This window comes from Ancylobacter sp., assembly GCF_965229075.1.
GTDB lineage: Bacteria > Pseudomonadota > Alphaproteobacteria > Rhizobiales > Xanthobacteraceae > Ancylobacter.
Genome location: NZ_CBDDIO010000002.1, coordinates 1,425,001 through 1,442,741 on the forward strand (window position 1 = coordinate 1,425,001; position 17,741 = coordinate 1,442,741).

Below are 17,741 nucleotides of genomic sequence, written 5' to 3' on the forward strand. Positions count from 1 at the left end.
CTTAGTGGGTGATAGCCCCGTACACGTAATGCAAGCATTCATCCTCGAGTAAGGCGGGACACGAGAAATCCTGTCTGAACATGGGGGGACCACCCTCCAAGCCTAAGTACTCCTCAGCGACCGATAGCGAACAAGTACCGTGAGGGAAAGGTGAAAAGCACCCCGACAAGGGGAGTGAAAGAGTTCCTGAAACCGGATGCCTACAAACAGTAGGAGCCCAAGGTTCGTCCTGGGTGACTGCGTACCTTTTGTATAATGGGTCAGCGACTTAGTCTGGCGAGCAAGCTTAAACCGATAGGTGTAGGCGCAGCGAAAGCGAGTCTGAACAGGGCGTTCAGTTCGTCGGATTAGACCCGAAGCCGAGTGATCTAGCCATGAGCAGGTTGAAGGTGCGGTAACACGCACTGGAGGACCGAACCGGTGCCCGTTGAAAAGGTCTCGGATGACTTGTGGCTAGGGGTGAAAGGCCAATCAAACTCGGAAATAGCTGGTTCTCCGCGAAAACTATTTAGGTAGTGCCTCGCGTGAATACTCCAGGGGGTAGAGCACTGGATGGGCTAGGGGGATTTACCATCTTACCAAACCTAACCAAACTCCGAATACCTGGAAGTACTGCGCGGGAGACAGACGGCGGGTGCTAACGTCCGTCGTCGAGAGGGAAACAACCCTGACCTACAGCTAAGGCCCCCAAGTCGTGGTTAAGTGTGAAAGGATGTGAGAGTCCGAAAACAACCAGGAGGTTGGCTTAGAAGCAGCCATCCTTTAAAGAAAGCGTAACAGCTCACTGGTCTAGGATTCTTGCGCCGAAAATGTAACGGGGCTCAAACCACGCGCCGAAGCTTAGGGTTCATCTTCGGATGAGCGGTAGCGGAGCGTTCCGTAAGCCTGCGAAGGAGGACCCGTGAGGGCCTCTGGAGGTATCGGAAGTGCGAATGCTGACATGAGTAACGACAAACAGTGTGAGAGACACTGTCGCCGAAAGTCCAAGGGTTCCTGCGTAAAGCTAATCTGCGCAGGGTTAGCCGGCCCCTAAGGCGAGGCCGAAAGGCGTAGTCGATGGGAATCAGGTGAATATTCCTGAGCCTGTGGGTAGTGACGAATCCCGTGTGTTGTCAGACGAATTGGTTCTGTTCTGGCTTCGAAGGGGTTCCAGGAAATAGCTCCCACAACATAGACCGTACCCGAAACCGACACAGGTGGACTGGTAGAGTATACCAAGGCGCTTGAGAGAACTATGCTGAAGGAACTCGGCAATTTACCTCCGTAACTTCGGGATAAGGAGGCCTCCATTCTGGGCAACCAGTGTGGAGGGGCACAGACCAGGGGGTGGCAACTGTTTAGCAAAAACACAGGGCTCTGCGAAATCGCAAGATGACGTATAGGGTCTGACGCCTGCCCGGTGCCGGAAGGTTAAGAGGAGAGGTGCAAGCTTTGAATCGAAGCCCCGGTAAACGGCGGCCGTAACTATAACGGTCCTAAGGTAGCGAAATTCCTTGTCGGGTAAGTTCCGACCTGCACGAATGGCGTAATGACTTCCCCGCTGTCTCCAGCATAGACTCAGTGAAATTGAATTCCCCGTGAAGATGCGGGGTTCCTGCGGTCAGACGGAAAGACCCCGTGCACCTTTACTGCAACTTTGCACTGGCATTCGTGTCGGTATGTGTAGGATAGGTGGTAGGCTTTGAAGCGAGGGCGCCAGCTCTCGTGGAGCCATCCTTGAAATACCACCCTTATAGATATGGATGTCTAACCGCGGTCCGTCATCCGGATCCGGGACATTGCATGGTGGGCAGTTTGACTGGGGCGGTCGCCTCCCAAAGAGTAACGGAGGCGCGCGATGGTGGGCTCAGACCGGTCGGAAATCGGTCGTCGAGTGCAATGGCATAAGCCCGCCTGACTGCGAGACTGACAAGTCGAGCAGAGACGAAAGTCGGCCATAGTGATCCGGTGGTCCCACGTGGACGGGCCATCGCTCAACGAATAAAAGGTACGCCGGGGATAACAGGCTGATGATGCCCAAGAGTCCATATCGACGGCATCGTTTGGCACCTCGATGTCGGCTCATCACATCCTGGGGCTGGAGCAGGTCCCAAGGGTTCGGCTGTTCGCCGATTAAAGTGGTACGTGAGCTGGGTTCAGAACGTCGTGAGACAGTTCGGTCCCTATCTGCCGTGGGTGTAGGAATATTGAGAGGATTTGTCCCTAGTACGAGAGGACCGGGATGAACGTACCTCTGGTGGAGCTGTTGTGGCGCCAGCCGCAGTGCAGCGTAGCTATGTACGGACGGGATAACCGCTGAAAGCATCTAAGCGGGAAACCCACCTCAAAACGAGTATTCCCTTGAGAACCGTGGAAGACGACCACGTTGATAGGCCGGGTGTGTAAGTATGGCAACATATTGAGCTTACCGGTACTAATCGTTCGATTGGCTTGATCGTTCTCATCCTCGATGGCCATCCCATCAAGGATCAAAGACATCCAAAGACCAGGCGCAAACGCGCCGACCCTAACGGGTCCTTGCTTCGCAAAATGCTGTGCTTCGCCGGCCTGGTGGCCATTGCGAGGAGCCCCAACCCGATCCCATCCCGAACTCGGCCGTTAAACTCCTCAGCGCCGATGGTACTATGTCTCAAGACCTGGGAGAGTAGGTCGCTGCCAGGCCTGCTAAGCACAGCAAAACAGCTTCTTCACACCCCAATCAAAACCCCGCCCGTGAGACATCACAGGCGGGGTTTTGCTATGGGGACGCGGCTGAACTACCGCAGCCACGCGTCCCGACCAGAGCCGGCGCGCCGACGGGCGACGAAGTGTGCCGATCGCAAAGCGACATCCGCTCGGCAGCACAACCTGCGAAAGCCGGCGGCTGCGCGACCGGCCGGTCCGCCACGGGCATCACAAGCCAGGAATTCTCAGTCGACCCCCGTCCGGTTCACCACCACGCTGAACCGAGGCGCTTCCATGCATGCGCCACTTCCGCGCCTCGTCGCCGCGCCCCCTCAGGGGGCATCCACACGATACAGATCGGCTGCGACCGGCCTTCCCGCTGTCGCGGGGTGGGGCTCTCACCGCCGCGCCTCAACACTTGGCCGTCCCGTCACCACACGCTCCGCGCCCCACCGGCCACCATCTGCAGAGGTGACAGCTCCGCACCGGCGACCGTTTCCTCTGGCTCTCGCGCCCGCGAGTGGCGGCGGGCGACACAACAAAAAGGGCGCGCCGTGGTTCACACGGCACGCCCAGTCGAGTCTTTGGGAGAGTGGCCGTCCGTTCGCGGCGGACGACCGATAGTCGGCTTATTGTTGGGCGACCTACACCGCCTTCTTGAACTTCGCCGCTTCTTCCGAGCCGCCGGTCGCGTTGCCCTTGGAATAGGAATGCGCACCGACACCCGCGAGGTTGCCGCCCTGGACGATGAGGTATTCGTCCCGGATCGCCCGGCCCTCGAAGAAGCATTCGAGGATTTCCCGCGTGCCGGCGGCGTAGCGGGTCTGGGCGGTGAGCGAGGTGCCGGACATGTGCGGCGTCATGCCGTTCCACGCCATGGTGCGCCAGGGGTGATCGGCCGGCGCCGGCTGCGGGAACCAGACATCGCCGGCATAGCCCGCGAGCGTGCCGTTCTCCAGCGCCCGGGCAATGGCGTCGCGGTCGCACAGCTTGCCGCGCGCGGTGTTGACGATATAGGCGCCGCGCTTGAACAGCTTCAGCGTCTCCTCATTCACCATATGCTCGGTCTCGGGATGCAGCGGACAGTTCAGTGTCACCACTATGTTGCAATGTCCGACGTGCCGACCGGATGTGCCTTCATCACGGTCGATGAGGCGGGCGGTTAGCAGGTCATCTCCGTTAGAGGTCTCGCAGGCGGTCGAAAAGCTTCGTTACCAATCGGCCGCTTGCTACTCGACGAACACCTCAGCGCGGCGGCGTTGCACCATCGGCACAAGGGCGAGCAGCAGAAGGGCTCCCGCAGCCAGCAGCAGGGTAAGGCTGATCGGCTTTTCGACGAAGGTCGAGATATCGCCGTGCGCCACCAGCATGGCGCGACGGAAATTCTCCTCCAGCATCGGTCCGATGATGAAGGCGAGTAGCAGCGGCGTGGGCTCGCATCCGAGCCGCGAGATGGCGTAGCCGAACAGCCCGGCCACCACGAGCACCAGCACGTCAAAGGCCGAATTGTTCACTGCGTAGGCGCCAATGCAGCAGAACAGGATGATCGCCGGGACGAGATGGCGATAGGGAATCCGCAGGATTGAGACCCAGATGGCGATCAACGGCAGATTAATGATCAGCAGCATGGCGTTGCCGATCCACATCGAGCACACCACGCCCCAGAACAGATCGGGCCGCTGCGTGACCACTTGCGGGCCGGGCGAAATGCCATGGATGGTCATCGCGCCGATCATCAGTGCCGTGACCGCGCCAGACGGCATGCCGAGCGTCAGCATCGGAACGAAGGAGGTCTGCGCCGCGGCGTTGTTCGCGCTTTCCGGCGCCGCCAACCCCTCGATCGCGCCTGTGCCGAAGCGCTCGGGCGTGCGCGAGATGCGCTTCTCCAGCATATAGGAGGTAAAGGAGGCGAGCAGTGTGCCGCTGCCGGGCAATATGCCGAGCACGGTGCCTACGCCCGTGCCGCGCAGGATCGGCAGGGCCGACGCCTTGAGGTCCGTCCATCTAGGCCAGAGCCCCGTGATCCGCGTGCGCAGCACCTCGCCGTCGCCCGGTGATTCCAGCGTGCGCAGAATCTCGGCGATGCCGAACAGACCCATGGCGAGCGGGATGAAATCGATGCCGTCACGCAGCTCCTGGATGCCGAAGGTGAAGCGCGCCTTGCTGGTCTCGACATCGGTGCCAATGAGACCGAGCGCGAGGCCGATCAGCACCATCACCAGCGCATTGAGCACCGAGCCCCGGCCCATCACCATCACGGCGGTGATGGCGAGCACCATCAGCGACACATTCTCCGCCGGGCCGAACATCAGTCCGAGTTCCGACAGCGTGCCGGCCGATCCTGCGATGAAGAAAGTCGAGACGGTGCCGGCGAAGAGCGAGCCGATGGCCGCAATCGCCAGCGCCACGCCGGCGCGACCTTGCTTCGCCATCTGGTGCCCGTCGAGGGCGGTGATGATGCCCGATGACTCGCCGGGCATGTTGACGAGTATGGCGGTGGTGGAGCCGCCATATTGCGCGCCATAATAGATGCCGGCGAGCATGATGAGCGCGCCGACGGCCGGCAGTTCGAAAGTGATCGGCAGCAATATGGCGATGGTGGTCGCCGGCCCGATTCCGGGCAGCACGCCAACCAGCGTGCCGAGCAGAACGCCGATGAGGCAGAACAGCAGGTTCTGCCAGGTGAGCGCAACATCGAAACCGAGCGCGAGGTGACCGAGCAGTTCCATCACAAGAAGGCAGGCAGCATGGGCAGCGGCAGGCCAAGACCGAGCGAGAACACTCCGCCCGCTACCGCAGAAAGCCCGCCGGCGAGCAGGGCTCGCTCGCCGATGTGGTCACCATCCTGCGCCAGCGAACTTACGAACACGGTGACGATGGCGCTGGCGATCAGCCCGATCGGCTGAATCAGCACGGCAAAGGCGAGAACGCCAAGGCCGATGGACGCCGTGCCGCGCCAGTGCAGCGGGGGTTCATCGCTCACAGCTTCGCGCCTTTGACGCGCGGTGACACAAGCCCGCGCGGCAATCGCTGCAGCGACCAAAAGCAATCCTACCGCGACAGCGCGCGGCACGAATCCCGGCCCCATACGTAGCGCGGTGCCGACCGAAAGATGGCTGCCAAACACTAGCAATATCAAGGCGAAAGCCGCAGCAAGTACCGCTACGGAAAGGTCGCGGAACAGCATGGTCGATGATCTCCAGTCAATAATCTATTTTTGCTATAGACAATTGGCTGTGTCAAACTAGCATGGCGAGACACCGGAGATGACCTCGTTATGAACCGCTCTCTTTGCACCATCCTCGCGGGTGCCGCCCTCGCCATTTCGCTCGCCACGCTTCCCGCTGCCGCGCAGGAGGTCGACCTTTCGAAATATCCCGAGCAACCGGTGCGGATCATCGTGACCTCCTCTGCCGGTGCGAGCGCGGATGCCTTGGCGCGAACCGTCGGGCGCGAGCTTGGCAAGATCTGGGGCCGGGATCCGGTGGTCGAGAATGTCCCCGGCTCGAATGGCAATATCGGGCTGGAGCAGGTCGCCAATTCCAAGCCCGACGGGCTGACCATCGCGGTCGGCGGCGACAAGGTGCCGCTCAACGCCATCTTTTACGGGCCGGAACTCAAGACCGACCTGATCAAGGACCTGTCGACGGTGACCAAGGCCGTCGCAAATCCCCAGATCCTCGTGGTGCGGCCCTCGCTGGGCGTGAAGAACCTTCTGGAATATCTCGCCTTGGCGAAGCAGAAGGACGGGACGCTGACCGTCGGGACGCCGTCCAATGGCGGCGCGCACCATATCGGCCACGAACTGCTCGGCCAGCGCACGGGCACGAAATACACCTTCATCCCCTACAAGGGCGGCGCCCCGGCGGTGACGGACCTGCTCGGCGGCCATATCGACGCGGTGATCATCACGCTTGCCGCCGTGACCGAGCATGTGCGTGCCGGCCGTCTGGTCGCCATCGGCGTGTCGACGGCCGAGCGCTCCCCAGCGCTGCCGGATGTGCCCACCTTCCAGGAACAGGGCATCAAGGATTTCGATATCGCGACCTGGCAGGGCTTCTTCGTCACCGCCAAGACCCCGCGTCCCCTGGTCGACAAGATCAACCGCGACTTCGTGAAGGCGCTCACCGCTCCCGGGGTGAAGAGCTTCCTGGAAGGACAGGGGTTCGTCGTCGTCGCGTCCAGCGCGGAAGAGGGTGACGCCGCCGTGCGCAAGGATTTTGCGGATTATGGCCGGGTCATCAAATCCGCCAACATCAAGCTCGATTGAGCCGGCGTGGGATAGCGACATGACCGCCGATACCCGCCTCCATCTCAACGTCTTTGTTCCCACCACCGGGCATCATGAAGCCTCTTGGCTTTACCCGAAGGCGCAGCCCGAGCGCCTCACCGATATCGGTTACTACCGCGAGATCGCCCGCATCGCGGAGCGCGGCACGTTCGATTCGATCTTCCTCGCCGATCAGCTCGCCATCGGCCGGAGCGTGCGTCACGTGGCGCAGGGCAAGCTGGAGCCGCTGACGCTGCTTTCCGCCATTGCCGGCTCGACCGAGCGCATCGGCCTGATCGGCACCGCGTCGACCACCTATACCGAGCCCTACAATCTCGCCCGGCAGTTCGCCTCGCTGGACCACATCAGCGGTGGACGGGCAGGTTGGAACATCGTCACTTCGTGGTCGGCCGAGGCGGCCGCCAATTTCGGCCTCGCCCAGCGCAACTCGCATAGCGACCGCTACAAGCGCGCGACCGAGTTCGTCGATGTGGTGCGCAAGCTCTGGGACAGCTGGGAAGACGACGCCCGCATCCATGACCGCACGAGCGGCATTTATGCCGACACCGACCGCATTCACGCCATCGATCATGTCGGCGAGGAATTTCGTGTGCGCGGGCCGCTGGATCTGCCGCGCCCGCCGCAGGGCCATCCGGTACTGGTGCAGGCGGGCTCGTCCGATGACGGGCGTTCCTTCGCCGCGCGTTACGCCGAGGCGATCTTCACCGCGCAGCAGGAATTGGCCGACGCGCAGGGCTTCTATGCCGATGTGAAGCGCCGCGCGCTGGCCTTTGGCCGCGATCCTGCCGCGATCAAGATACTGCCGGGCCTGTCCCCAATTCTTGGCTCGACGCAGGCCGAGGCTGATGCACTGGAGGAGGAGCTGAACGATCTCACTCTGCCGGTGGTCGGCCTGAAGCACCTGTCGCAGCGTTTCGACGGCTTCGACTTCAGCGGCTTCCCGCTCGACGAGCCGATCCCACTGGAGGCCTTCCCCCGGCCGGAGACCGTGCAGGGCGCCCAGAGCCGCTCACAAGTGATCCTTGCCCTCGTCGAGCGCGAGCGCCCGACGCTTCGCCAGCTGCTGCGCCGGCTCGCGGGTGGGCGTGGCCACAAAGTGCTGGCCGGGACGCCGACCGCGCTTGCCGACCATATCGAAAGCTGGGTCGAAAACCGCGCCGCCGATGGCTTCAACATCATGCCGGCGGTCACGCCACACGGGCTTGAGGCCTTTGTCGATGAGGTGGTGCCGATCCTTCGCCAGCGCGGACTTTTCCGCACCGACTATGTCGGCCGCACCCTGCGCGCCCATTACGGCCTCGACCGTCCGCCGAGCCGCTATGCCCGCTCGGCCTGACCGTTTTCCTGTCATCGCCTGCGTGCCTGAACTTTCGGAGATTGCCGTGCCCGCTCCCGCTCATGCCGTCGACTGGACGGAAACCGCGCCGGAAAGCCGTCCGCGCTTGGAACTGCGCGGTCTGCGCAAGAAGCTCGGCGACACCGCTGCGGTCAACGGCATCGACCTCACGGTCACCTCTGGCGAGAGCGTGGTTCTGCTCGGGCCGAGCGGCTGCGGCAAGACCACGACGCTGCGCATGGTCGCTGGGTTCATCCAGCCGGATGCCGGTGAGATCCATCTCGACGGCGTGCTCGCCTCCACTGGCTCCTTCGCCCTGCCGCCGGAGAAGCGCCACCTGGGTATGGTGTTCCAGACCTATGCGATCTGGCCGCATAAGACCGTGGCCGACAACGTCGCCTACGGACTGGAAGTTGCCGGCCGGCGCCGGACGGAGATCAAGGCCGAGGTCGCGACCGTGCTCGATCTGGTGCAGCTCGGCCCGCTCGCCAGTCGCTTCCCGGCCGAACTCTCCGGCGGCCAGCAGCAGCGCGTCGCACTGGCCCGTGCGCTGGCCACCAAGCCTTCGCTCCTGCTGCTCGACGAGCCGCTGTCGAATCTCGACGCGTCGCTGCGCGAGGAGATGAGGTTCGAGCTGCGCGCGCTGCAGACGAAGCTGGGCATCACCACGCTCTACGTCACCCATGATCAGGACGAGGCGCTGGTTCTCGCCGACCGTATCGTGGTGATGAACAAGGGGCGGATCGAGCAGGTGGGAACGCCCGAAGAGGTTTACCGCACCCCCGCGACGCGTTTCGTCGGCAGCTTCATCGGCATCGCCAATCTGCTCGATGGCGAGATTGTTGCGGTGGATCGGACGGGTGAGCGCGCGCTTGTGGCGCTCGATGCCGGTGGCCGCCTGTGGAGCCGCGCGCCAAAATCCTGGCTGGCGACCCAAGCGGCCGGCAGCCGGGCGACCGTGCTGCTGCGCCCGCAGGACATCAAGCTGGAAGCCCCTGAAAATCCCGATGCCCAACAGGCCATCGCCGCAGAATTCCTCAGCGAAACCTTCCTCGGCGGGCATTACGAGCTGAAGCTGGCGGCAGGCGAGACGCTGCTGCGCGTCCAGTCGCGGCGGCGTGGCAGCTTTCCCGACGGGCGGGCCAACATCTGGGCGCGCCCGGGCAGTGCGTGGGTGGTGGCATGAGCGAGATCAGCTTCCACGGTACTGCCCTGACTGACCGGCCTCTCGCGCAGGGCACCTCCGCCGGCAGTCGCCTGTTCCGTCGGTTCTCCGCGCTCCAGCCCGTGCGCTTTCTGGTCATCGGCCTGTCCATCGCGATCCTGTTGGCGCTCATCGCCTACCCGCTGGCGCTGCTCACCGGCTACAGCCTTATCGATGCGCAGGGCCATGTGACCTTCGACACATTCGAGAAAGCCTTCGCCCGCCGCGGCATGTGGCAGGCCACGGTGAACTCCGGCTGGCTCGTGTTGTTCGTGACCATGGGCGCCTGCGCGCTCGGCATCCCCCTCGCCTGGCTGGTGGCCCGCACAGACGCGCCCGGCAAATCGCTGATAACGCTCGCGGCCGGCATCTCTTTCGTGATCCCGACCTTCATCTCGGTGATCTCCTGGATCTTCCTTGCCGCGCCGAACTCCGGCTACCTCAACAAGATCGCCACGGGCTATCTCGGCTTCAGCGAAGCCCCGCTCAACATTATGAGCTTTGGCGGCCTCGTCTTTATCGAGATCGTCGGCGTCTACCCGCTGGTGTTCTTTGCGGTGAACGCCGCTCTGAACAACATCGACGCCAGCCATGAGCAGGCCGCCCGCATCCTCGGGGCGAACCGCTGGCGCACCATGCTCACCATCACCTTGCCCATGGTACGTCCGGCCATACTGTCCGCCGTCATCCTGGTGATGCTGGACGCCCTCTCCTCTTTCGGCGCGCCGGCCGCCATCGGCACCATGGCCAACTTCTCGGTCATCACCACCAAGATCTACGACCTGCTGAAATTCCCGCCGCAGTTCAATTACGCCGCGGCGGTGGCGATGCCGATCCTAATCGTCACCGCCATAAGCCTGCTGATCCAGAAATACGCGGTACGGGCGGAGAATTTCCGCACTCTCACAGGCAAGGCGACGCCGGAGCAGATCGTCAAGCTCGGCCATTGGCGCTGGGTGGCCGGCGGGTTCTGTCTCGTCGTGGCGCTCGTCACGGCAATCCTCCCGGTCGGCGCGCTGCTGCTCCTGTCTGTGCTCTCCTCTTTCGGCGCCCCGATCAGCCTGGAGAACCTTGTCGGCAAGCACTATGCGCTGATCTTTGACGAGAATTTCGCCGCTCGCGCCTCGATCCTGCACTCCATGCTGCTGGCCCTTGCCGCGGCGACCGTGTGCGCGACGCTTGGCCTCGTGCTTGGCTGGGTGGTGGAGCGCTTCCGCTTTTTCGGCCGGGAGTTGATCAGCTTCCTCGTGATGATCGCCTATGGGTTCCCCTCCATCGCCTATGCGGTGGGAATCCTGATGGGCTATGTCAATCTGTTCTATGGCACGCTGACGCTGATCCTCGTCGCCTATGCCGGCAAGCTGCTGCCGATTGCCTTCGTGCTGGTGCGCAACGGCATTCAGCAACTCTCCATCGATCTTGAGGAGGCCGCGCGCATCTCAGGCGCCGGTTGGCTGCGCTCGATCAAGGACGTGACCTTCCCGCTGGTGCGCGGCTCGGTCGGCATTGCCTGGGTGCTCGTCTTCTCGCTGAGCCTGCGCGAGCTCTCCATGTCAGCGATCCTGGCCCAATCGGACACGCAGGTGATGCCGACCGTGGTGCTCCAATTCATCGAGGACGGTGCGGTCGAACTTGCGGCCGCGCTGGCGGTGATCATCGTCGGCGTCAGCCTGTCGATGCTCGCCGTCATCCGTCTCTTCACAGCCAGGAAGACGGCCTCCATCAGCTAGCTGAGCGACATCATGAGCCTGAACACTTCCTCTCCCGACCGCTTTGACGAGGTCTGGGACGTTCTCGTCGTCGGTTTCGGCTTCGCCGGTGGGGCGTCGGCCATTGCCGCTCATGATGCGGGCGCGCGCGTGCTGCTGATCGAAAAGCAGCCCGATCCCGGCGGCATCTCCATCTGCGCCGGCGGCGGCATTCGCACGATCGTCGAGCCGGCAGGGGCGCGCGCCTATCTGCGCGAGACGGTCGGACCGGACGTGCCGGATGAGGTGCTGGACGCGGTGGCGCAGGGCATGGCGGGTCTGGAAGACTATTTCCGCGACCTCGCCAAGGCGAACGGCGCGGAGATCGCGGTGCACCGGCGCCCGGCCAACTACCCGTTCCCCGGCTTTGACGCCTTCGGCACCGTCGAGGTGCTCTCCATCCCCGGCTTCGACCCGCGCGCCGAATACCCGCAGGTGCGAGGCCGGCTGCGCGGACCGAACGTATTCAAGCTGGTGCACGACAATGTCCACACCCGCGGCATCGAGCTGCGGCTGAACACGGCGGCGGAGAAGCTGATCCTTGGCCGGGATGGCGAGGTGCTGGGCGCTGAAATCGTCCAGGAGGGCACGCGCAAACGCATTGCCGCCCGGCGCGGCGTTATCCTCGCCTCCGGTGGCTTCGAGGCCTCGCCGGAGCTTCAGCGCAAATATTGGCAGATCCGCCCGGTACTCCCCGTCGCTACGAGCGGCAATACCGGCGACGGCATCCGCATGGCGCAGGCCGCCGGGGCCGACCTCTGGCACATGTGGCACTTCCACGGGTCCTACGGCTTCCGCCACCCCGACCCGGCCTATCCCTACGGCCTGCGCGTCAAGAAGGTGCCGGACTGGACGCCTGGCTTGAAGGAGCCGGACGTGCGCATGTCCTGGATCGTGCTCGACCGGCAAGGCCGGCGCTTCATGAACGAGTACCAGCCCTATCTCCAGGACACCGGCCACCGCCCGCTCGACCAGTATGATGCGCAGACCCAGCGCTTCCCGCGCATCCCGGCGTTTCTCGTCGTGGATGAGGCGGGGCGCAAGCTCTATCCGCTCGGCCAGACCGTGCTGAATGATCGAACGGTCGAACCCTATGAGTGGAGCGACGACAATCTCAAAGAAGTCGGCAACGGCCTGCTGAAGCGGGCCGACAGCGTCGAGGAGCTGGCGGCCCTCATCGGAGCGGATGTCGCCACGCTCACCGACAGCCTCGCCCGATGGAATGCGTCCGTCGCGGGCGGTGAGGATCGCGATCATGCCCGCCCCTCCGGCTCGCTCTTTCCGGTGACCAACCCGCCCTTCTATGTCGGCGAATTATGGCCCGTCGTCAGCAACACCCAGGGCGGCCCCGCCCATGACGCCCGTCAGCGCGTGGTGAACGCGCATGGCGCGCCGATTCCGCGCCTCTACGAGGCCGGCGAGCTCGGTTCGATCTGGGGCTTTCTCTATCTCGGAGCCGGCAACCTCGCCGAATGCTTCGTCACCGGGCAGATCGCCGGCCGCGACGCCGCGCAGCAGAGCCCGTGGACCATTTCCGCGCAACAGACGGCCGCCTGACAGCCGCAAAGGACAGGACAATGACCAAGCAGATGGCGCTCGGCGCCTTCCTCTACCCCACCGGCCATCATGCTGCCGCCTGGCGCCACCCGGACGCACAGGCCGATGCCGGCGTGAACTTCCGCCATTACACCCAGATCGCCCGTGCGGCGGAGGCGGCGAAGTTCGACATGTTGTTCCTTGCCGACAGCGCCGGTGCGCGCGGCGAGGACTGGGGGGCGCTGGCGCGCTTCTCGACCCATTATGTTGCCCAGTTCGAGCCGCTCACCCTGCTTGCCGGCCTCGCCGCCGTCACGGAGCGCATCGGCCTCGTCGCCACCGCCTCCACCACCTATAACGAGCCGTATATTCTCGCGCGCAAATTCGCCTCCATCGACCATATCAGCGGCGGGCGCGCGGCGTGGAATCTCGTTACCTCCGCCAATGAGGCGGAAGCGCTGAATTTCGGCCGCGACCGCCTGCTCGACCACGACGAGCGTTACCGCCGCGCGGCGGAGTTCCTCGCCGTCGCCCAGGGGCTCTGGGACAGCTGGGAAGACGACGCCTTCCTGCGCGACAAGGAGAGCGGCGTCTTCTTCGACCCTGAGAAGGTGTACACGCTCGATCACCAGGGCGAGTTCTTCAAGGTGCGCGGCCCGCTCAACATTCCACGCGCGCCGCAGGGCTACCCGGTTCTGGTGCAGGCCGGCTCGTCCGAGGCGGGCAAGGAACTTGCCGCCGCCTCCGCCGAAGTCGTTTTCACCGCACAGCAGACGCTGAAGGACGCACAGGCCTTCTACGGCGACGTGAAGGCGCGGACCCGGACCCATGGCCGTTCGCCGGACGATGTGAAGATCATGCCCGGAATCTTTCCGGTGGTCGGCCGCACGGAGGCTGAGGCGAAGGCGAAGTTCGAGCAGTTGCAGAACCTCATCCACCCGGATGTGGCGCTGTCCATCCTCGAGCACCGGCTCGGCGTGCCGCTGCGCCACCTGCCGCTCGACGGCCCGCTGCCGAAGAACATTCCTCTCACCAATGCCGCGCAGAGCCGGCAGGCGCTTCTGGTGGAACTCGCCGAACGCGAGGGCCTGTCCATCCTTCAGCTTGGCCTGAGAGTCGCCGGCGCGCGTGGCCACTGGCAGGTGGTCGGCACGCCCGAGCAGGTGGCCGATGCGATGGAGGAGCGCTTCCTCAACGAAGGGGCGGACGGCTTCAACGTGATGCCGCCCTATCTGCCCGGCGGGCTCGACGATTTCATCGAACTGGTCGTGCCGGAACTGCGCCGGCGCGGCCTGTTCCGCACCGAATATGAGGGCCGCACGCTGCGCGAGCATCTCGGCCTCGCGCGCCCGGCGCGCCGTCACAAGCATCACAAACCCAGCGCGACGCCCCATGCCTCTCCGGCGGCGGCGTGAACCTATAGACTTTGGAGAAATCAAAATGCTGATCGACAAGCGCAGCCTGCTGAAAGGTGCTGCAGGACTTGCTCTCGCGGCGGCCATCGCCGCTCCGCTGACGCCCGCGCGCGCCGACTCTCTGCCGGAGCGCTTCGCGCCGCTGTATGAGGCCGCGAAAAAGGAAGGCCAGGTGGTGTTCTACACCTCCTACCGGCAGGAGACGAGCACGGCGGTGCTGGAGTTCTGGCGCAAGACGTTTCCCGACGTGAAGCTGAACATTGTCCAGAAGCAGACGCTGGACCTCATTCCCAGCATCGAGGCCGAAAAGGCGGCGGGCCGCACCAATCTCGACGTGGTGTTCATCAGCCAGCGCTTCATCCTCGAGGACTGGAAGAAGCGCGGCTACCTGACGCCCTACAAGGTCCGCGACTTCGACAAGATCGGCGGCAACTACAAGGATGCCGACGGCAACTATCTCGCCACCGCCGCGACCTTGCTCTCGGCCGCTTACAACCCCAAGGCGTTCCCCGATCCGTCCGTGCTGCCGAAGAAGATCGCCGACTTCCTCGACCCGAAGTGGAAGGGCAAGATCGTCTTCTCCGACCCGAAGTCGGCGGCCTCGCAGCTCACCTGGTTCCAGACCCTGCTGGCCCACAACATCATCACGTGGGACACCATCAAGGGTTTCGCCAAGCAGGATTTCCTGTTCACGCGCGGCAATGCGGAATCGGTGCGGCTCCTGGTCGCCGGCGAACGTGATCTGTCGCCGCTGATCTCGTCGCAGAACGTCATCACCGCCAAGGAGAAGGGCCAGAGCATCGAGGCCTATATCCTTGAGGACGGCGTCGTCACCAACGAGAACTACCTCGCCATCTTCAAGGGCGGTCCGAACCCGAACGCCGCCAAGCTGCTTATCGAGGTGCTGACCAGTGCCGAAGGGCAGGAATTGGTGGCCAATGCCGGCTCCTACATCCCCACCCATCCCGACGCCAAGATCCCGGCGGGGCTGCCGAAGCTGTCCGATCTGAAGATCATCGTCGCCGACCAGGATATTGGCGGCGAAGCCTCGCAGAAATTCCTTGAGCAGTTCGACACGGTCTTCAACCGCCAGTGACCGCCGGCCGGCCCCGTCGCGAGCGGGGCCGGCTTCCTCCCGCCTTTAGATACCAGCGTGACGCATGACCACCGCCTTTGCGCGCATCGATGCCGCTACTCTTCATGCGCGCCTGACCGCGCGCGCCGAGATCGCCCTTCTGGATGTGCGCGAGGAAGGCATCTTCGCTCAGCGCCATCTGCTCGCCGCCTCCAACACACCACTGAGCCGTCTCGAAAGGCTGGTGCCGCCGCTGGTGCCGCGCCGCGCGACTCCCATCGTGCTGGTCGATGAGGATGAGACGTTGGCCGCACGCGCCGCGCATGTGCTCGCCGCCAGCGGTTATTCGGACATCTCGATCCTTGCCGGGGGCGTGCCAAGCTGGGCCGCGGAGGGCTTCGAGCTGTTCGGGGGCGTCTATGTGCCCAGCAAGGCATTTGGCGAGGTGGTCGAAGTCACCTACGACACGCCGCATATCGACGCGCACGAGTTCGAAGCGCGCCGCAAGGCTGGCGAGAAGATCGTGCTGCTCGATAGCCGGCCGTTCGACGAGTACAACTGGATCACCATCCCCGGATCGATCGACTGCCCAAGCGGGGAACTGGTTCTGCGCGTCCGCGAAAGCGTTCCGGATGAGGATGCACTCGTAGTGGTGAATTGCGGCGGGCGTACCCGCTCGATCATCGGTGCGCAGATTCTGATCGATGCCGGCCTGCCGAACAAGGTCGTGTCGCTGAAAAACGGCACGCAGGGCTGGCATCTCGCCGGGCTCGAGGTTCAGCGTGGCGCCACCCGGGTGGCGCCACTGCCCGCGACTCCGGCTTACGCCTGGGCGCGCGAGGCGGCTGGCAGGCTGGCGGATCGTTTCGAGGTGCCGACCATCGACGCCGCAGACCTCGCCCGCTTCGAAGCCGAGGAGGACAGCACGACGCTTTATCGCTTCGATGTGCGCGATCCCGCCGAGTATCGCGCCGGTCACCGCGCGGGCTTCCGTTCGGCACCCGGGGGCCAACTTGTTCAAGCGACCGACACCTTCATCGCGGTGCGCAAGGCGCGGATCGTGCTCAGCGACAGCGATGGCGTACGCGCCCCTACCACCGCCGCGTGGTTGCGGCGCATGGGCTTCGAGAACGTGTTCGTGCTGGACGAGAACGCTCCCGTCGCGGTGGAGAGCGGCGCCGCGCCTGAGACGGTCATCGGCCTTGCGACAACGACGGCCGAATTCATCGGCCCATCCGGACTCGTGGGTCTGCTCGACCGCGGCGAGGCGGTCGTTGTCGATGTGGCCACCAGCCGTGAATACCGCGCCGGGCATATACCCGGTGCGTGGTTCGCCATTCGCGGCCGGCTTCACGAAGATGCAGCGAAGCTACCGGAATCGCCGCTTTATGTGCTGACCTCGTCGGATGGGATCATTGCGCGCCTCGCCGCGGCCGAGCTTGCCGCCGCCACCGGCAAGCCGGTGAAGGTGCTCACCGGCGGCACAGCTGCGTGGCGGACGGCGGCCAGTCCCGTCGAAACATCGCAAGAGAACCTCGCTTCCGAGACCGATGATGTGTTCCTCAAGGCTTTCGAGCGTCGCGAGAAACGCGAGGAAGCGATGCGCGACTATCTGCAATGGGAGATCGATCTCGTCGAGCAGCTGCGACGCGATGGCACCGTTCAGTTCCACCTCTGATCTGTCGAAGGACCTCTCATGAGCACCGAAACCAACCGGCCGCTCGCCGGCAAGGTCGCCCTAGTCACCGGCTCCGCCCGCCGCATCGGCCGCGAAAGCGCGCTGTTGCTGGCACGAGAGGGCGCCCATGTCATCGTCCACGCCAAGTCTTCGCGCGCCGAGATCGAGGCCGTGGCGGCAGAGATTCGCGCGGAGGGCGGCACCGCCACGCCGCTGCTCGCCGACGTCACGAAGGAAGACGAGGTTCGCGATCTCGTCGGGAAAATCGTCGACGAAACCGGCCGGCTCGATATCCTGGTCAACAATGCGGCTGTGCGTGGCGAGCGCGCGCTCGCGGATCTCGACCTCGCGACGTTCCGGGCGATCTACGCGGTGATCGTCGAGGGTGCCTTTCTCCTGACGCAGGCAGGGGTGCCCCACATGGTGCGGAACGGTTTCGGGCGCATCATCTCGATCGGCGGTGTCGCCGCCCATGCCGGCGTGTCGCACCGCGTCCATGTCGCGACCGCCAAAGCGGCACTGGTCGGCTTGACCAAGGCGGTGGCGGTTGAATTCGGCGAGCAGGGCATCACCGCCAATCTGGTGGTGCCCGGTCGCATCGGCGGGGTGCGCTCCTCAACCTCGGGCGCCGGCGGCGCCTTCCCAGGCGGCGGCTACTTGCCCGTTGGGCATGAGGGGGCGCCACGCAACGTTGCGGAGATCGTGCGCGTGCTGGCGTTGCCGACCGGCGACTTCATCACCGGCCAGACGATCCACGTGAATGGCGGAATGTACCTGCCCTGATGGCAACGGCT

The 17,741-nt window shown here is 64.1% G+C and carries 11 protein-coding genes, 2 rRNA genes and 1 pseudogene (1 of these 14 running past the window's edge); 11 read left to right on the plus strand and 3 right to left on the minus strand.

The genetic code is table 11. The features are described from left to right. Both ACO07Z_RS12765 and rrf read left to right on the plus strand, forming a co-directional pair. Positions 1-2,438: ribosomal RNA gene (locus ACO07Z_RS12765) — 23S ribosomal RNA — on the plus strand; it begins 383 nt to the left of the window's first position. A gap of 108 nt (positions 2,439-2,546) precedes the next feature. Then, positions 2,547-2,661: ribosomal RNA gene (gene rrf, locus ACO07Z_RS12770) — 5S ribosomal RNA — on the plus strand. A gap of 647 nt (positions 2,662-3,308) precedes the next feature. On the opposite strand, the pseudogene ACO07Z_RS12775 reads toward rrf, so the two are convergent. From ACO07Z_RS12775 to ACO07Z_RS12785, 3 genes and pseudogenes are all read right to left on the minus strand, one after another. Beyond that, positions 3,309-3,764, minus strand: a pseudogene (locus ACO07Z_RS12775) (NAD(P)-dependent oxidoreductase); the annotation flags it as partial. 129 nt (positions 3,765-3,893) lie between these two features. Next, positions 3,894-5,393: a tripartite tricarboxylate transporter permease gene (locus ACO07Z_RS12780; RefSeq protein WP_421699052.1), complete on the minus strand. Its 1,500-nt coding sequence runs from the start codon at positions 5,391-5,393 to the stop codon at positions 3,894-3,896. Further along, on the minus strand, positions 5,393-5,851 hold the full coding sequence (locus ACO07Z_RS12785; RefSeq protein WP_421699053.1) for a tripartite tricarboxylate transporter TctB family protein: 459 nt from the start codon (positions 5,849-5,851) through the stop codon (positions 5,393-5,395). Before ACO07Z_RS12785 ends, ACO07Z_RS12780 begins: the two co-directional genes overlap by 1 nt. Positions 5,852-5,941: 90 nt before the next feature. Between ACO07Z_RS12785 and ACO07Z_RS12790 the strand changes: the two genes are divergently transcribed. The 9 genes from ACO07Z_RS12790 (at position 5,942) to ACO07Z_RS12830 (ending at position 17,730) form a co-directional block, all read left to right on the plus strand. Continuing rightward, the gene (locus ACO07Z_RS12790) at positions 5,942-6,934 is read left to right on the plus strand and encodes a Bug family tripartite tricarboxylate transporter substrate binding protein (protein WP_421699054.1); all 993 of its coding nucleotides are present in this window, start codon (positions 5,942-5,944) and stop codon (positions 6,932-6,934) included. A 19-nt stretch (positions 6,935-6,953) separates the two neighbouring features. After that, positions 6,954-8,291 (plus strand): LLM class flavin-dependent oxidoreductase, encoded by a 1,338-nt coding sequence (locus tag ACO07Z_RS12795; protein WP_421699055.1) that lies wholly within the window; start codon positions 6,954-6,956, stop codon positions 8,289-8,291. Positions 8,292-8,337: 46 nt separating this feature from the next. Continuing rightward, positions 8,338-9,477 (plus strand): ABC transporter ATP-binding protein, encoded by a 1,140-nt coding sequence (locus ACO07Z_RS12800; RefSeq protein ID WP_421699056.1) that lies wholly within the window; start codon positions 8,338-8,340, stop codon positions 9,475-9,477. Continuing rightward, positions 9,474-11,225 (plus strand): ABC transporter permease, encoded by a 1,752-nt coding sequence (locus tag ACO07Z_RS12805; RefSeq protein WP_421699057.1) that lies wholly within the window; start codon positions 9,474-9,476, stop codon positions 11,223-11,225. The genes ACO07Z_RS12800 and ACO07Z_RS12805 overlap by 4 nt, the downstream gene beginning before the upstream one ends. 12 nt (positions 11,226-11,237) lie before the next feature. Continuing rightward, on the plus strand, positions 11,238-12,800 hold the full coding sequence (locus ACO07Z_RS12810; RefSeq protein ID WP_421699058.1) for an FAD-dependent oxidoreductase: 1,563 nt from the start codon (positions 11,238-11,240) through the stop codon (positions 12,798-12,800). Positions 12,801-12,820: 20 nt separating this feature from the next. Beyond that, positions 12,821-14,194 (plus strand): LLM class flavin-dependent oxidoreductase, encoded by a 1,374-nt coding sequence (locus ACO07Z_RS12815; protein WP_421699059.1) that lies wholly within the window; start codon positions 12,821-12,823, stop codon positions 14,192-14,194. A gap of 25 nt (positions 14,195-14,219) precedes the next feature. After that, a complete protein-coding gene (locus ACO07Z_RS12820) occupies positions 14,220-15,290 on the plus strand; it encodes an ABC transporter substrate-binding protein (RefSeq protein WP_421699060.1) in 1,071 nt (356 codons plus the stop codon). A 64-nt stretch (positions 15,291-15,354) separates the two neighbouring features. After that, positions 15,355-16,947, plus strand: coding sequence for a rhodanese-like domain-containing protein (locus ACO07Z_RS12825; RefSeq protein WP_421699061.1), 1,593 nt, complete (start codon positions 15,355-15,357; stop codon positions 16,945-16,947). Between the two features lie 18 nt (positions 16,948-16,965). Beyond that, positions 16,966-17,730, plus strand: a complete 765-nt coding sequence (locus tag ACO07Z_RS12830; RefSeq protein ID WP_421699062.1) for an SDR family NAD(P)-dependent oxidoreductase — start codon at positions 16,966-16,968, stop codon at positions 17,728-17,730. Positions 17,731-17,741 lie beyond the last annotated feature (11 nt).

What these genes read in the sequence shown, in the direction of transcription:
- ACO07Z_RS12780 (WP_421699052.1), bottom strand. Translation starts at nt 5,393, where the DNA reads ATGGAACTGCTCGGTCACCTCGCGCTCGGTTTCGATGTTGCGCTCACC.
- ACO07Z_RS12785 (WP_421699053.1), bottom strand. Translation starts at nt 5,851, where the DNA reads ATGCTGTTCCGCGACCTTTCCGTAGCGGTACTTGCTGCGGCTTTCGCC.
- ACO07Z_RS12790 (WP_421699054.1), top strand. Translation starts at nt 5,942, where the DNA reads ATGAACCGCTCTCTTTGCACCATCCTCGCGGGTGCCGCCCTCGCCATT.
- ACO07Z_RS12795 (WP_421699055.1), top strand. Translation starts at nt 6,954, where the DNA reads ATGACCGCCGATACCCGCCTCCATCTCAACGTCTTTGTTCCCACCACC.
- ACO07Z_RS12805 (WP_421699057.1), top strand. Translation starts at nt 9,474, where the DNA reads ATGAGCGAGATCAGCTTCCACGGTACTGCCCTGACTGACCGGCCTCTC.
- ACO07Z_RS12810 (WP_421699058.1), top strand. Translation starts at nt 11,238, where the DNA reads ATGAGCCTGAACACTTCCTCTCCCGACCGCTTTGACGAGGTCTGGGAC.
- ACO07Z_RS12815 (WP_421699059.1), top strand. Translation starts at nt 12,821, where the DNA reads ATGACCAAGCAGATGGCGCTCGGCGCCTTCCTCTACCCCACCGGCCAT.
- ACO07Z_RS12820 (WP_421699060.1), top strand. Translation starts at nt 14,220, where the DNA reads ATGCTGATCGACAAGCGCAGCCTGCTGAAAGGTGCTGCAGGACTTGCT.
- ACO07Z_RS12825 (WP_421699061.1), top strand. Translation starts at nt 15,355, where the DNA reads ATGACCACCGCCTTTGCGCGCATCGATGCCGCTACTCTTCATGCGCGC.
- ACO07Z_RS12830 (WP_421699062.1), top strand. Translation starts at nt 16,966, where the DNA reads ATGAGCACCGAAACCAACCGGCCGCTCGCCGGCAAGGTCGCCCTAGTC.